Raw genomic sequence first — 15,696 nt, forward strand, 5'->3', positions numbered from 1 at the left:
ACTCAGCGGCCGAAGGAACGGCCACCGCCGCCGCCGTAGCCGCCACCGCCGCCATAGCCGCCACCCGAACGGCCACCGCCGCCCGAACGGCCGCCGCCACCGCCACCGCCGGAACGGTTGCCGCCGTAGCCGCCACCGCCGCCGCGACGGCCACGGCCGCCACCCAGGCTGTCGACGCTCGTGCGCAACGGATCCGGCTGGCCTTCACCGCCTGCGACCGCTTCGGCGCGCAGATGGGCCACCGCGTCGGCTTGCGTCGGGCTGTGGCTGTTGCCGTGATGGCGCGGCTGGCGCTCTTCGTGCGGCAGATGGTTCTGATGGTGCGCCGGTGCATGGTGCGGCGTGCGCGCGGGTCCCTGCGGGCCGCGTGCCGGGCCTTGGCCACGGCCGCCCTGGCCGCGCGGGCCCTGGCCGCCGCCGTTGGCGCTGCGGCCGGCCGGGGCGCCCTGGCCCTGTCCGTTGCCGCCGCCGCGACGCTGGCCACCGCCATTGCCGCCACCGCCACCGCCACCGCTGCGTTCGCCCTGGCCCGCTTTGTTGTCGCGGATGCGCTGCATCATTTCCGTGCGCGCGGCCTTGGCCGCCGCCTGCATCACTTCACGGCTCGGCGGACGGCCGGCGCCACCCCAGATGGTCTGGCGGCCCATGGCGATCGGTTCGGCGCGTTCGCCTTCCTCGGGGCCGAAGCCGTCGATGACCTGCACGGGAATCGTCTGCTTGGTGAAGCGTTCGATTTCCTGCATGAAGCCTTCCTCGTCGAGGCAGACGAAGCTCACGGCCTCGCCGCTCGAACCGGCGCGGCCGGTGCGGCCGATGCGGTGCACGTAGTCTTCGCTGACGTTCGGGATCTCGTAGTTGACGACGTGCGGCAGCTCGTCGATGTCGATGCCGCGGGCCGCGATGTCGGTGGCGACCAGCGCGCGGATGTCGCCGCTCTTGAAGCCGGCCAGCGCCTGGGTCCGTGCGCTCTGGCTCTTGTTGCCGTGCAGCGCCATCGCCTCGATGCCGTTCTTGGTCAGGAACTCGGCCACGTTGTTGGCGCCGAACTTGGTGCGGGTGAACACCAGCACCTGGCTCCACTTGTGCTCGTTGATGATGTGCGCGAGCAGCGCCTTCTTCTTGCCGCGGCCGACCGGGTGGATCACCTGGGTGATGCGCTGCACGGTGGTGTTGCGCGGCGTGACCTGGATGCTCTGCGGGTTCTTGAGCAGCGTGGCGGCCAGGTCGCGGATTTCGTCGCTGAAGGTGGCCGAGAACAGCAGGCTCTGCTTTTCCTTGGGCACCAGCGCGAGGATCTTCTTGACGTCGTGGATGAAGCCCATGTCGAGCATGCGGTCGGCTTCGTCGAGCACCAGCATTTGCACCTGCGACAGGTCGAGCATGCCTTGCTGCTGCAGGTCGAGCAGGCGGCCGGGGGTGGCGACCAGGATGTCGACGCCGCTCTTGAGCTTGCTGATCTGCGGGTTCATGCCGACGCCGCCGAAGATCACGGTGGAAGTCAGCTGAAGGTACTTGCCGTAGGTACGAACGGATTCTTCGACCTGGGCCGCGAGTTCGCGCGTAGGGGTCAGCACCAGGGCACGGATGCCGGTGCCGCCGAACTTGTTGGTGGCGCTGCGGCTCATCGTGAGCTTGTGCAGCATCGGGAGGGTGAAGGCAGCGGTCTTGCCGGTGCCGGTCTGGGCGCCGCCCAGCAGGTCATGGCCGTCGAGCACGGCCGGAATGGCCTGAGCCTGGATCGGCGTGGGGGTGTCATAGCCCTGCTCATGCACGGCCTTCAAGATGGCCGGGGCCAGCTTCAGTTCATCAAAGTTCATTGAGTTCAATAAGCGCCCTACACGGCGCAGTGGTATCCACCCGCTCGGGCGTCACATTGGACGACGAGCCAGTAAGGGCAGATGGGTCAGGAGTGGGAGCCTGACAGCCTGCAAAGGCCGTCTTCGTCCCCGGCGGAGAGCCGGCGTTGCGGGCAACTGGACCCGGCAACAGGCGTTATTGTCTCATGAGTTGGGGTTGGGCCTCATTCGGGGCCGTTGTGCGGGGCGATCGCGGCGGGAGCAAGCTCGATCACGCGTCCGGCCATCGCGATCGTTTCGGGGCGGTGCGCGATCGCGATGCGCGTGATTTGAAGCTTGCCAATTGCCTCGATGACCTCCTTTTCCTTGTGCACATCGAGATGGCTCGTCGCCTCGTCGAGCAACAGGACGCGGGGCTGTCGGTACAACGCCCGCGCCAGCAGGATGCGCTGCTTCTGGCCGCCGGACAGGCTGCTGCCCATGTCTCCGATCAGCGTGTGATAACCCATTGGCATGGCCAGCACCTCCGCATGGATCGCGGCAAGCCTGGCGGCGGCCTCTATGCGCTTCAGGTCGATCGATTCATCGAAACTGGCGATGTTGTCCTGGAGACTGGCCGAGAAGAGCTGGTCGTCCTGCATCACTGCGCCGACCTGCCGTCGCCAATTGCCCACGCCAAGCTGACCGAGCGGCACGCCGTTGACACGGACTGCTCCTTCAGTCGGTTCCAGCAGCCCGAGGACGATCTTCACAAGCGTGGTCTTGCCGCAACCGGTCGCGCCGACGATGGCGACATGCTCGCCTGGGCGGATCTCGATGTTGACGTGCCGCAGCACCCAGGGCGTTCCGCTCCCGTAGCGGAAGCTGACGTCGTGGAGAACGATCCGCGCGCCTTCCACCGTCTCCAACCGGGCGATGGAGCCCTCCAAACGCTCCGGCTCGGCGAGCACGATGTCCGAAAGACGCTCGACGTGCAGCCGCAGCATCCTGACGGCCATCAGGTTGTCGATGAAGCGCTGCATTCGCGAGGAGAACTCGTCCTTGTACGAAATGAACGCCATCAGCATGCCCACCGTGAGCGTTCCGCCGATGGCCATGGCCGCGCCGATGCCCAGCACCGCGATGCTCTCCATCCCGAAGACCAGGCTGTAGCCTGCGCCGAAGGCCAGGGTCATTCTTTGCGTGCTGGTTCGGCGGTTGGTGGCCTGCACGACCAGGTTCAGCCAGCGCGCGACGCGCTGTTCTTCGAGGCCCGCGATCTTGATCGTCTGGATGGCGCGCAGGCTCTCGAGAAACTGCGTTTGTGCCTTGGCGTCATGCGTCAGCACTTCGTCATTCGCGCGATGGAAGGCGCCGTGCGGCAGGACACGGATCGCCGCGTAAAGCAGCACCGCGGCGACCACCACGGAAGCCAGCTTCACGCTATACAGAAGCATGACCAGCAGTGTCACCAGCGCGAAAAGGCCGTCGAGCAGGATTTCGACCAGCTTGCCAGTGACGGCCTGCTGGATGCTCTGCATCGACTGGAAGCGCGACACCACGTCGCCGGCATGCCTCACTTCGAACCATTGCGCGGGCAGGCGCAGCAGATGACCCATGATCCGCGCTGCCCATTGCACGCCGAACTGCACCGAGGCGACGATGCCGAGCCAGCCGCGGGCCGCTTCCAGCGCCACCTTGATCAGGGTGGTGAGCCCGAAGCCGATGACCAGCAGCCACAGCAATTCGACATCGCCCGAGACGACGGCGCCGTCGACGATCCACTGCGTGAACAACGGCGCAACGAGCAACACGACCTGGAGGCTGGCGGCCAGGATGAAGAGCTGGCCCAGGCTGCGGCGGAGGCCATGAAGCGGGCCCACCAGTTGCCGCCATCCGATGGGGGCCTTGGGTGCGATGCGCTCGAACTCGGGCGCGGGCGTGAGTTCGAGGGCCACGCCGGTGAAATGAGGACTGGCCTCGGCGAGCGTCATGCGACGCTCGCCTGAGGAGGGGTCGTGAATTGTCAACTTGCCGCGCGCGCATCGAGTCAGAACGACGAAATGGCTCATGTCCCAGTGAAGGACGCAGGGGAGGGCAAGCTGGGACAGTTCATTCAAGTCCAGGCGCAGTGGCCGCGCTTGCAGGCCGATCGCTCTCGACAACGCAATGAGATCCGCGAGGCTCGAACCGCGCATGGAAATGGCGAACCGGGCTCGCAACTCGCTCATTTCGAAAGCCCGGCCGTGGTGGGCGGCGACATAACCTAGACAGGCCAGCCCGCATTCCGTCGAGGTTGTTTGAAGGTATGTGGGCATGCGAGCTGGTGGAGGGAGGGGCGCAGGGCGATTGCGTTTTCAAATATCGATCAAATGATGCGAGATACTGGATCCATGCCTCAATATAAGGAAACAAGCAAGACTGCGTCTTGCTTGTGATGATTAGCTTATTAAGTAGCTAATTATTCCGGATGCGATGCTAAAAATTATGGCGATTGTGAATATTGGACTGATTTTTCCTATTTGATTTTCCGAGGTTGCTATCTTCAATTTGTTGAGTATGATGACGACCGAAACGATGAATATGCCAATTGCGATCAGCATTTTTGAAATTTCGCTCATAATTGAGATGTTGATTTGATTAGCCTTGATCGCTTTCGAAAATACCGTTGTTTGCAAACCCATCGCCAATCATGAGGCCACCTATGTACGCAGCCAACCCGGCCCCTGCGGCGCCAACCCACCCAACAGGGGTCGCGGCGATCGCCACTGCCAAACCTACACTGGTAATGCCCGCCCCGACTTGACCCCAGTTTGCTGCTCCGCCGACCAATTCCATATCCGAAATTGTTAATTCTCTCATTTCATTTCCCCTTGAATATTTAGATGAATTGAATGGTTGATTTTGGGTGAGTTGGTGTATTCTCTAGTGCCTCCCTTTTTGTTTGGATGGATGACTTGCGAGATGGGGCTGTGGATGTATGGGTTATTGGAATTCGGATCTTTTCGTCTTCGGGTCATTTCGAATCAGTCGGAGGCAAAAAACTGGGAATAAGAGAGGCGACGTCTCGTGCCACGAGTTCCTCCATTAGTGTTTGTGCCTTGCCGCAATGTGTCGGGCACGGCGACGATTCAGCGGTGGATGTACTTGCCTGCGAAAAAAGGGCGGTCATGTGTTTACGGCTCGCTTCGTCCACCGAGATTGCGTGGCCGTTGACGCTGATTTTTGTGGACAGCCGTGTGGTCCTGTAGGCCGAGTTCAATCTGAACTGGCTACGTGATCTGGTTGCTCCCGGTCGGCCAAACGTTTCGATGCAAAACCTTGAAACCACCCGCTCGCCGGCAATGACTTCCTGTTTGAAGGCATCGAGGAACGACTCCGTGTGCAAGAGTTCCTGCACCGCCTTTGCGGCCCGCTCAAGGCTGGCAACGTCGTTGGTCTCGGCCTTAAGTGATCTGCGCAGATCAATGACGGAGGGCAGCGTCTTGAAGCAGGACCACGCGATGTAGTCCGTGAACCGCATCGGGTGCACGCCGACGGCAATGTGGAATGTCTCTTCGCCCTCCAGCGGAATCGCCTGGTGCCACCAGCCGCGGGGAATGTAGAGAACGTCGCCGGCTTCCAGATATCCATCGAACAGAGGCTCCCGAGGACATTCGTGGAGGTGCTCCTTGCTCTTCTGATGAGGCAATGGAAGAGGAAATGTGGKAGCGAAGACACGCCAGTGCTTGCGGCCGATAAGCTGCACGGCGAAAACGTCATGGGTATCCCAGTGTTTGGCGAAGATGCCCACGCCGCCGAATGCGGCATAGCCGTTGGCGACTGCTCTTTCGCCGACGAATCGGGCGATTTCCATGGTGAGATCGTGAACCGCTTCTGACTTCGCTTCCAAGCGGTTCAGTACTAGGGTCGCGCCATCGCGCAGCAACTCGTAGAAGATGTCCTTGACGATCTTCGAGCGTTGCCTCGTGAGATCTATGAATGTCTCTGTGTAGCGCTCAGCGGGGATGATCCCGTCCTTGAAGAGCTGAAGCAATCCGTCGTGGGGATCCCAGGCGAACAGGGCGGTGTTGATGTCTTTCCATGTTACGGACGGGCAGGCCAATGCACCCTTGCGTAACAGGAATTGTGTCTCGTAGTAATCCTTGAGAAACTGCTCGCTCGATATGCCAAGATCGATCATTCCTTGAAGCTCCCTGGTTGAAGTGAGATCGGCCTGTCGTCTCTCAGCAAACGACTCTGGAAATCTGCTCAATGAATTCCGACATCCGCCTTTTGGTGAGCACGTCGCCGTTCATCGTCGAGACGTAGCGGTCCTCGCGTTGCAGAAGTTGGACGACTTCGGGAAGCCGGCCGCCGCCGAGTTGGCTCAATACGCAGGCGGCATAAACCTTGGCTGCGCCCGTCGCGGGCGTTGACTTCACGATTTGAAGGAAGATCGCTTCCGCGTCCGGCGCCTGCAGCAGCCGTTCGAAAGCAAGCTCGCCGGCGGACACGTGGCCGGCAAAACCGATCAAGCCTCTGAGGTAATGCTCGGATCGTTCGAGAATTCGGATGTCTTCTGAGGCGGCAGGCGCAGATGAATCATTTCCGAACGCAGAACCGGTGAGCACGAAAAAGAGCGCGATGAGGTGTTTCTGCATTGCCATTCCATCTAGAAGACGTACTTCCGCAATCCGATCAACGGCTCCAGCACCCACTCGATCAGGCGCCGGCGTTCCTGCTCGATATCCGCTTCGAGCGCCATGCCCGGCATCAGCGGTACCGACCTGCCATATGCGACGACGCTTTGCGAATCCAGTCGCACCGTCACTCGATACACGCCCTCCTGATGGGGCAATGCGACCGGTGGCATGGCGGTGAAGTCGCTGGGTTGCAGCGGGCTGCGCGAGACCTCGGTGACCGTCCCGGTGTATTGGCCGAACTTTTGATAGGGATAGGCTTGGTAGCGAATGCGCACCGGCTGGCCCGGCTCGACGAACCCCACCGCACGCGAAGGGGCGAAGATTTGGGCAACCAGTTCGGCGCCTTCGGGCAGCAGCGTGGCGAGTGCTTGGCCGCCCGCGGGTTGGCCGACCTGCGCCGTAATGGCGGTGACGATGCCGTCGAGGGGCGCGGTGACGGCGAGCCGATCACGGGTGTGTGCTTCGGCAGCTTCCTGATCCAGCGCGGCGAGGCCGCGTTCCAGTTCGCCGATCTGGTTGTCGGTGCGTGTGGAGGTCTGGCTCAACTCGCTTTGCGCCGAGACGATGCTGTTCGTCAATTCAGCCTGTAGACGCTGCGCCGAGATCAGTTGCGCCCGCAGCATTTCGAGCTGGTCCTCTTTGTCCTGCAGCGCGACTTCCGAGATGAAGCGCTCGCGCTCGAGAACCCGATGGCGATCGAGCATCCTTTCCGCCACCACGACGCGACGCGCATGCAAGTCGATCTCCTGCTGGCTGCGTCGGCGTTGCTCCAGCAATGCTTCCAGTCTGCCGCGCAGGCCTTGTTTCGTCTGCTCGCGCAGGAGCTTTGCCGACTCCACGGCGCGGAGCAAGCTGGCGTGGCGCTGCGCCAGCGATTCGGCTTGTACATCTGAAAGCCGTGCGTGCCCTGGCCGGTCGGCGGCTCGTCGCTCGTCGGCGAGTACGAACAGCACTTCACCCCGGCGCACGTGCTGGCCCTCTTCGACGTGTCTTCGGGCCACCACGCCGGGCGCCGTGGCAAGGATGCGTATAGCACCTTGCGTGGGCACTAGGAGCCCCGCAGCAGTGGCTCGCTTGGTATAGCTGCCGCTCACGAGATAGCCGCAAATGAACAGTGCGATCAGCGCGCCCGCCAGAGCGAACGCCCAGCTTGGCCATGGCCGCGCGAGCATGATGGGGCCGTGCAGAGCCCCGGTCTCTGACTTCAGCGCTTCGGTACGGAACAGGCTCATTGGCCCACCGCCAAAATCGGAAGCCGCGTCAGCGGTTGGCTGGCGCTCAGCAGCGAAGAATGTCTTGACCTCATGTTCCCTGCCATGGTTTGGGAGGTTTGAGTAGCGGAACTCACTCTAGAGAGGTTCGCGTGCTGCGCCTGCAGGATCGATCTGGCGCGTCGAAAGAAGCTCGGAGAATGTTGCTGGGAAATTTCTGAAAGTCTCGAGCGCGACGATGGGCAGTCGCCCACAGGACGTGGGTCGAAAAAAAGCCAAGCCGCGCGCCACGATGCCTTAAACCCTTGCCTTGTCGGTATTGCCAGAAGGAGGTGTCGGTCTACTCTATTCGGATCGCGATGTGGGCACGGCGCTGCGTGCGCGGCTCAACGGGGTGATCGGCGGCGCGCACGGCGCCGGCGGGCGGTGTCGGTCGTCGCGACCAGGAGAGCCGCAGGGTAGAAGAGCAGCCACAGTTTCGGCCAGCGCTGCGCGAGATACATGCCTGCAACGTCGAATGAAAACTGCATGCCGAGGACCACGTAGGCCGACAGCCCTTGGCCCGCCAGCGTCAGCAGAAACCAGAACGAGTACCAGAAACCCAGCTCGATCTCAGGCGCGAGCCGCCGCCACCACCTCGGGCGTCGCTCTTCCGTCGGCAGTGGCCAGGGCAGAGGCGTGTCGGGTTCGTGGTCAGGAGAGTTGCGCAAGCTGGTAGTCCCGTCCCGCGCCCGGAAGCCGCTTCAAGGCTTCCGTCTTGTCCATCTCCCCGGCGCTGTCGCCCAGCCGTAGCCTGGCGACGCCGCGGCCATAGAGGGCACGCATGTGATTCGGCTGCTGCAGCAGCACGGCGTCGAAGTCGGCCAAGGCTTCGGCGTCGAGGCCGAGCGCCAGCCTGGCCTGGCCCCGTGCGATCAGGCCATGGCCGCGCTGATCGCCTTGCGCCAGCGCCTTGCTGCAGTCCGCGAGTCCGGCATTGACCTGGCCGGCGATGACGCGGCCTACGCATCGCGCGCCCAGATAGCGCGGGTGATCGGGTGCCAGCGCCACGCCCTTGTCGAAGGCAGCCAGGGCGGCAGTCGTCTCTCCGGCGTTGAGCATCAGCTGTCCGCGGTCGAAATGCGCGCTCGCGTTGTCCGGGTCGAGCGCAAGGGCCTTCTCGAGGAGCTTGCTGCCTTCGTCCGGCTTGGCCTGCTCGATCAGCACATGGCCCTGTCGCGCCAGCGTCGCGGCCATCTGTGCGGGTGTGGGCGGCGCGTAGGCCACGCAACCGGCGGCCAAGGCGCAAGCAAGAATGAGTGAGGAAGAAGTCTTCATGAGTCCGACCTGAGTGAAGTGGAAGAGCTGGCTGGGTCGACGCTGGTTGGCGCTGCCTGGCTGTGATGCGGTGCGAACGGCGGCGGGTGCATTCAGCAACCGGCCTCCGAGATCTGCTGCACGACCAGCGACAGGGGCCTGGCGGACATCTGATCGCCGTGCATCGTTGACACGATGCTCCGATCGCGCCCCAGCGCTTGGACGATCCCCGCGAGATGCCGGCTGCCCAGGCGGCTGGAGAGCCCCACTCTAGGGAGCCCCGCATCCCGTGTCTGCAGGAAGAGTTTCAAGGCGGCAGCCGATGTTTCTGGTGCCGCGCGAGAAGCGTCGGCTGCCGAGCCGATGAAAATGACTGGCGGCGTTGTTGAAGCCGCCGTTACCAGCCCCAAATGAGGCCCTGAGTTAAACTCGGCAGGCATATCGCGCCAGCGCGCAGCAGCAGCGAGCGCCTGTCACGCCGAAACTCCCTTCGATCCAGCGCACGGGTGAGGTGACTCACCCGATTTCCGAACCGGACTTGCGCGCCGGGTCGAGGCCGGTTTCCCCTTTTCCAGCAGCCCATCACCGAGTAGAAATAGACATGGCCCAGTACGTCTACACCATGAACAAGGTCAGCAAGACCGTGCCGCCCAAACGGCAGATCTTGAAGGACATTTCGCTGTCGTTCTTCCCCGGCGCCAAGATCGGCGTGCTGGGCCTGAACGGCTCGGGCAAGTCGTCGCTGCTCAAGATCATGGCCGGCATCGACAAGGAGATCGAGGGCGAGGCGCTGCCGATGCCCGGTCTCACGATCGGCTACCTCGAGCAGGAACCCAAGCTGAACCCCGACCACACGGTGCGCGAGTCGGTCGAGGAAGCGATGGGCGCGGTCTACAAGGCCAAGGCACGCCTCGAAGAGGTCTACGTGGCCTATGGCGCCGAAGACGCCGACTTCGACGCCCTGGCGGCCGAGCAGGCCGAACTCGAAGCCATCATCGCGACCGCCGGCACCGACTCCGAGCACCAGCTCGAGATCGCGGCCGACGCGCTGCGCCTGCCGCCGTGGGACGCCAACATCGGCGTGCTGTCGGGCGGCGAGAAGCGCCGCGTCGCGCTGTGCCGCCTGCTGCTGAGCAAGCCCGACATGCTGCTGCTCGACGAACCGACCAACCACCTGGACGCCGAATCGGTCGAGTGGCTCGAAGTCTTCCTGCAGCGCTTCCCGGGCACCGTGGTGGCGATCACCCACGATCGCTACTTCCTCGACAACGCCGCCGAGTGGATCCTGGAACTGGACCGCGGCCGCGGCATTCCCTGGAAGGGCAACTACAGCACCTGGCTCGAGCAGAAGGGCGAGCGCCTGGCGCAGGAACAGAAGAGCGAGGAAGCCCACGCCAAGGCCCTGAAGAAGGAACTCGAATGGTCGCGCCAGAACCCCAAGGCGCGCCAGGCCAAGAGCAAGTCTCGCCTGGCCCGCTTCGAGGAACTGAGCGACTTCGAATACCAGCGCCGCAACGAGACGCAGGAAATCTTCATCCCGGTCGCGGAGCGCCTGGGCAACCAGGTGTTCGAGTTCAAGAACGTCAGCAAGTCCTTCGGCGACCGCCTGCTGATCGACAACCTGAGCTTCGAGGTGCCCGCGGGCGCGATCGTCGGCATCATCGGCCCGAACGGCGCCGGCAAGTCGACGCTGTTCAAGCTGATCGCCGGCAAGGAGCAGCCCGACAGCGGCGAGGTGGTGGTCGGCTCGACCGTCAAGATGGCCTTCGTCGACCAGAACCGTGACGCCCTCGGCAACGAGAAGACGGTCTGGGAAGACATCTCGAACGGCCTCGACATCATCAACGTCGGCAAGTTCCAGATGGCCAGCCGGGCCTACGCCGGGCGCTTCAACTTCAACGGCGCCGACCAGCAGAAGAAGGTCGGCACGCTGTCGGGCGGCGAGCGCGGGCGGCTGCACCTGGCCAAGACCCTGATCGCGGGCGGCAACGTGCTGATGCTCGACGAACCGTCGAACGACCTCGACGTCGAAACCCTGCGCGCGCTGGAAGACGCGCTGCTCGAGTTCGCCGGCTCGGTGCTGGTGATCAGCCACGACCGCTGGTTCCTCGACCGGATCGCGACCCACATCCTGGCGGCCGAAGGCGACAGCCAGTGGACCTTCTTCAACGGCAACTACCAGGAGTACGAAGCCGACAAGAAGAAGCGCCTGGGCGAAGAAGGTGCCAAGCCGCACCGGATGCGCTTCAAGGCCCTGAAGTAGGCAAGCGTTAGACCCGGGCGCGTCGCGGCGCCCGTCCGAAGGAGCATGCAATGGCAGCAGCGACTCGGTACTTTCTTGCGATGGCCCTGGCCGCCCTGGCCGCCCTGGCCGCCGCCGGTTGCGGGGGCGGCGGTGGGGGCGCCAGCGTCTCGGTTGCCGCCTTCGGCGTCAGCGCCATCGCGACGCCGACCCCGGCCCCGCCGGCCGGCAGCGTCGCCACGCCGCCTGCCGTACCTGCACCGCCCGTGGCGTCGACGATGTCGGTCAAGGTCACCGAGGTGGCGACCGGTCTCGACACCCCATGGGGCCTCGCCTTCCTGCCCGATGGCCGGATGCTGATCACCCAGCGCGGCGGCCAGCTGCGGTTGCGCAATGCCGACGGTTCGCCGGTCAACGGCGGTGCCGACCAGGTCGCCGGCGTACCGCCGGTTGCCGCGGTGGGGCAGGGCGGCCTGCTCGACATTGCGGTGGACCCTGCCTTCGCGAGCAATCGCCGCGTCTATTTCAGTTTCTCCGAGCGCGACGGCACGAGCCCCAGCCTCAACGGCACCGCGGTCGCCCGCGCCGAACTCGATGCGGCCAACCGCGTACTCGCCAACCTGACCGTCATCTACCGGCAGTCGCCCAAGGTCGACAGCACGGCGCATTTCGGTTCCCGGCTGGTGTTCGACCGCAACGGCTATCTGTTCGTCACGATGGGCGAGCGCCTGCTCGACACCCAGCGCGGCTTCGCGCAAGACCTCTCGCGGGGCAACGGCAAGGTGGTGCGCATCACCACCGACGGCGCGGCCGCGCCGGGCAACCCTTTCACCGCCACCGCCGGTGCTCAGCCCCACATCTGGAGCTATGGCCACCGCAATCCGCAAGGGGCGGCGCTGCATCCCGTGACCGGCGAACTCTGGACCAGCGAGCACGGCCCCCAAGGCGGCGACGAGCTCAACCTGACCCTGGCCGGCCGAAACTACGGCTGGCCCGTGATCAGCTATGGGCAGGAGTACGGCACCCTCACGCAGGTCGGCGTCGGCACGGCCCAGGCCGGGCTCGAACAGCCGCTCACCTACTGGGAAAAGATCGACGGCTCGGCCTGGACGCCGGGCACGCCGAAGTCGTCGATTGCACCGAGCGGCATGGCCTTCTACACCGCCGATGCGCTGCCGGACTGGAAGGGCAATCTCTTCATCGGCGCGCTGGCGGGTACCGCGCTGTGGCGGCTGACGCTGGACGGCAATGCCGTGATCGCCCGCGAGCGGCTGCTGGCCGACCGCGGCGAACGCATCCGCGACGTGCGGCAGGGGCCCGATGGCTGGCTCTACCTGCTGACCGACAGCAGCAGCGGCAAGCTGCTGCGGCTGGAGCGCCAGTGAACACAACCCAAATGGAAAGTTGTTGTTTTTCGGTGTAACAGTTGATGACGTAAAATCGACGCACTTTTTTAGTGCGGGCGGATGTCGGTATGGGGACAGGGATGGGAATGGCGCGGCGTTGCCGCAGCCTGGTGTTGGCTTTTCTGGGAATCTTGGGGGTTGGCGGTCCGGCATTCGCAGTCACTGTGTCCCTGGCAGGGTTCGCGTACTCGGGCGACGCGCAAAGCATCCCGAGCCGCTTTCCGTATTCGCAGCGCTTCGCGGCCTCGCTCGGGGCGACGGGTGTCAATGACCTGATTCGTCAGGCGGTGGCGACGCAGCCGCCCAGGGCCTTCGAGCTGGACACCGTCAACCTGGCCGAGCTCAAGGGGCGGGACCAGTCGATCACGGTGGCGCTGGTGATGAGCGGCGAGACGGTCTCCACCGAGCAGTTCGGCGGCTACTCCAAGCTCTTCGTCCAGCTGCGCGCGCAGGCGATGTTCTTCGACTTCAAGACGATGACCGTGCTGCGTGCCTATCCGTTCAGCGTGGCCTATGTGGACCTGCTGGACCATGCGCCCACGGAGGACGAGCTCGCCAGCCGCGTCCGCACGCTCTATCTCGGTGCGGGCACGACGCCCGGGATCGTCACGCGTTTCGCCGATGCGCTGGGCCGCGCCACGCTGCCGACCCAGGTGCCGCGCTTCCTGCAGGTCTCCCAGGCCACGGTGAGCGACGAGGCGCGCAAGGCGCTGCCTGCCGCACTCGCCGCCCAGCCGGGCGTGGCGGAGACCTGGGTCGCGGACATGCTGAGCGAAGCGATCTCGAGCCGCACCGGCGTGCCGATCCTTCCCTATGCGAAGGGCCATGCGATCGGCCAGGTGATGTCGATGCGCATCGCGGACGGTTCCGTGTACGAACTCAAGCTGCCGGAGCCCGACTACGCCATCGCGGTCGACGTGTCGCGCTTCGGTCGCTTCGAGCATGCCAAGGTCGCCGCGGGCACGAGCTACATCTACGCCTCGAAGGTGCAGCTGAAGATCCATCAGCCGCTCTCCGGCCGCGTGTACCTCGATTCCGAATTCAAGAACGGCGAGGTCAAGACGGTTCCGGCCTCGCAGCAGAGCGTGGACGATTTCCCCGCCTACAGCGACAGCCTGCGCGGCCTGTTCACCAAACTCTCGAACGTCCTGGCCGGCAGCGGCGAACCCTGGCTCAGGGATGCCGCGGCGAACAAGGACATCGACAAGCAAATCACGGCCACCAAAGAGGTACTCAATCTATGCAAGTAATCCGCAACGTCTTCCTGATGCTGCTCATGGCCGCGGCCGCCTTCACGGCGCAGGCGCAGGTCGCCAACGCGCGCGGCAAGGCCTCCGTGACCTACCAGGGTTCGGTGTTCGGCAGCAAGGCTTCGGCCGACGACAAGCAGAAGGCCTTGCGCGAGGCGCAGGTCAAGGCGGTCGAGTTCTACTACGCCGAGGCGGGGCAGGCGGAGTCGGCCAACTTCGATGCGATCCGCGATCGCGTGGCCGCCAATCTCGACAAGTTCATTCTCGAGACGACGGTGCTGGACGAACAGGACCAGACCGACAAGCACGTCTACACCGTCACCGTGCGCACCTCGATCAACGTGGCGCAGCTGCGCAATGCGGTCAAGGCCGGCTCGGCCACTCAGGCCGTGGCGAAGGGCGACAAGTCGAAGCTGACCTTCCTGTTCGTCTCGCGCCAGGTCGACTCGGAGAAGAGCTTCGACGACCGCGTCTACCAGCGCGTCGATCGCGGCGTGAAGATCGACGCGAAGGGCTCCGACGATCGCAGCGGGGTCGAGGGCGAGTCGATCGGCAATGGCCGGATCGGCACCAATGCATCGGTCAAGCGCTCGACCTCGATCGAAGCCAAGCGCACCGACACGATCGAGACCGGCGGCAGCACGACGCGCAAGTCCAGCGAATCGACCTGGCGCATCTTCCCGAGCGCGAACCTCAACTCGGTGTTCACGGGCGTCTTCGCCTCGGCGGGCTTCAAGGTGCTCGAAGCCGCCTTCGTCGAACCGTACACCAACGGCCTGCTGAAGATCAAGAACGTCGAGAACGACTACAAGAGCGGCAACGACCTCGACCCGGCCACGCTGCGCGACGTCGTGCGCGGCCTGCAGGCGGCCCAGGTGCCGTACCTTGCCTTCGGCACGCTCGACGTCGGCCTCGCCGACACCGATCCCGCCACCGGCCTGAAGCGCGTGGCCGTGACCGTCACCGGGAAGATTCTCGACCTGAGCAGCGGCATCCCCGAAAACCTGTCGACGGTCGGCCCGGTGCAGTACGCCGGCGTCGGCCCGACCGAAGCCGAAGCACGCGGCAATGCCCTCAAGAAGGCGGCCGACAGCGCCGCGCGCGAACTCGTGAGCCAGGTCACCAACATCGGCCTGCGCTGATGCGCCGGTCTTTCTCCTTTCTTTCTCTTTCTCTCTCGAACGTCATGAAATTCAACGCCATCGCTCTTGCTTGCGTCCTCGTCTCGTCCTCGGCCTTCGCCCAGTTGTCCCTGCCTTCGATCGGCGGCCTGACCGGCGGCGGTTCGTCGTCGGCGGCCGCGGGCAACGAAGGCGCCCAGCAGGACCAGCTGGTGCGCGCCTATGTCGCCGCCAACAAGGAGGTGCTGGTGGCCCAGTCGAAGATGGCCGAAGCCGTCGGCCTGAAGGAATCGGCCGCCAAGCTCAAGTCGACCGCGGACGCGCTCGGCGACGGCGCCACCAAGGGCAATCTGTCGGATGCCGACAAGATCCAGAGCGACTCGTCGAAGGAAATCAGCGAGCGCCTGAAGGACGGCAACCTCAAGATGGATGCCGAGTCGCAGGCGCTCTACAGCTCGGGCATCGCATCGCTCGGCACCGGCGTGATCAAGTACATCGGCCTGCGTCCGCACGTCACGGCATTCGGCAACACGCTCAAGGCATCGCCCATGCTGGCCATGACCAAGCTGAACGCGGGCGCCTACGTGGTGACGAGCTTCCCGGGCAACGTCAAGAACGTGTACGACACGCTGAGCGTCTCGACCGCCTATGCGAAGAGCCACGACATCCCGGTGCCGGCCGACGCCACCAAGGCGCTGGGCGCGTTCTGA

The 15,696-nt window shown here is 64.4% G+C and carries 12 protein-coding genes; 5 read left to right on the forward strand and 7 right to left on the reverse strand.

Annotated elements, in window-relative coordinates; genetic code table 11:
* Positions 1-2 precede the first annotated feature (2 nt).
* From AB4Z46_RS18025 to AB4Z46_RS18055, 7 genes are all read right to left on the reverse strand, one after another.
* Positions 3-1,817 carry a DEAD/DEAH box helicase gene (locus AB4Z46_RS18025; RefSeq protein ID WP_442284891.1) on the reverse strand — a complete coding sequence of 605 codons (1,815 nt, stop codon included), beginning with the start codon at positions 1,815-1,817 and terminating at the stop codon, positions 3-5.
* 203 nt (positions 1,818-2,020) lie between these two features.
* Positions 2,021-4,093: a peptidase domain-containing ABC transporter gene (locus AB4Z46_RS18030; protein ID WP_442284892.1), complete on the reverse strand. Its 2,073-nt coding sequence runs from the start codon at positions 4,091-4,093 to the stop codon at positions 2,021-2,023.
* A gap of 698 nt (positions 4,094-4,791) precedes the next feature.
* Positions 4,792-5,958: a JmjC domain-containing protein gene (locus AB4Z46_RS18035; RefSeq protein ID WP_442284893.1), complete on the reverse strand. Its 1,167-nt coding sequence runs from the start codon at positions 5,956-5,958 to the stop codon at positions 4,792-4,794.
* Between the two features lie 43 nt (positions 5,959-6,001).
* The gene (locus AB4Z46_RS18040) at positions 6,002-6,418 is read right to left on the reverse strand and encodes a hypothetical protein (protein ID WP_442284894.1); all 417 of its coding nucleotides are present in this window, start codon (positions 6,416-6,418) and stop codon (positions 6,002-6,004) included.
* 11 nt (positions 6,419-6,429) lie between these two features.
* On the reverse strand, positions 6,430-7,692 hold the full coding sequence (locus tag AB4Z46_RS18045) for an HlyD family secretion protein (protein WP_442284895.1): 1,263 nt from the start codon (positions 7,690-7,692) through the stop codon (positions 6,430-6,432).
* 365 nt (positions 7,693-8,057) lie between these two features.
* Positions 8,058-8,381: a hypothetical protein gene (locus AB4Z46_RS18050; protein WP_442284896.1), complete on the reverse strand. Its 324-nt coding sequence runs from the start codon at positions 8,379-8,381 to the stop codon at positions 8,058-8,060.
* Complete coding sequence (locus AB4Z46_RS18055; RefSeq protein ID WP_442284897.1) at positions 8,365-8,988, reverse strand: tetratricopeptide repeat protein; 624 nt, start codon at positions 8,986-8,988, stop codon at positions 8,365-8,367. The genes AB4Z46_RS18050 and AB4Z46_RS18055 overlap by 17 nt, the downstream gene beginning before the upstream one ends.
* Before the next feature lie 580 nt (positions 8,989-9,568).
* Between AB4Z46_RS18055 and ettA the strand changes: the two genes are divergently transcribed.
* From ettA to AB4Z46_RS18080, 5 genes are all read left to right on the forward strand, one after another.
* Entirely contained in the window at positions 9,569-11,230 is a 1,662-nt protein-coding gene (gene ettA, locus AB4Z46_RS18060) for an energy-dependent translational throttle protein EttA (protein WP_442284898.1), read from the forward strand.
* 50 nt (positions 11,231-11,280) lie between these two features.
* Positions 11,281-12,594 (forward strand): PQQ-dependent sugar dehydrogenase, encoded by a 1,314-nt coding sequence (locus AB4Z46_RS18065; RefSeq protein ID WP_442284899.1) that lies wholly within the window; start codon positions 11,281-11,283, stop codon positions 12,592-12,594.
* 185 nt (positions 12,595-12,779) lie between these two features.
* Entirely contained in the window at positions 12,780-13,865 is a 1,086-nt protein-coding gene (locus AB4Z46_RS18070) for a hypothetical protein (RefSeq protein ID WP_442284900.1), read from the forward strand.
* Positions 13,856-15,007 carry a hypothetical protein gene (locus AB4Z46_RS18075; RefSeq protein ID WP_442284901.1) on the forward strand — a complete coding sequence of 384 codons (1,152 nt, stop codon included), beginning with the start codon at positions 13,856-13,858 and terminating at the stop codon, positions 15,005-15,007. The genes AB4Z46_RS18070 and AB4Z46_RS18075 overlap by 10 nt, the downstream gene beginning before the upstream one ends.
* A 44-nt stretch (positions 15,008-15,051) precedes the next feature.
* Complete coding sequence (locus AB4Z46_RS18080) at positions 15,052-15,696, forward strand: hypothetical protein (RefSeq protein ID WP_442284902.1); 645 nt, start codon at positions 15,052-15,054, stop codon at positions 15,694-15,696.

It is taken from the genome of Variovorax sp. M-6 (assembly GCF_052114385.1).
In the GTDB taxonomy this organism is placed as follows: Bacteria; Pseudomonadota; Gammaproteobacteria; order Burkholderiales; family Burkholderiaceae_C; genus Variovorax.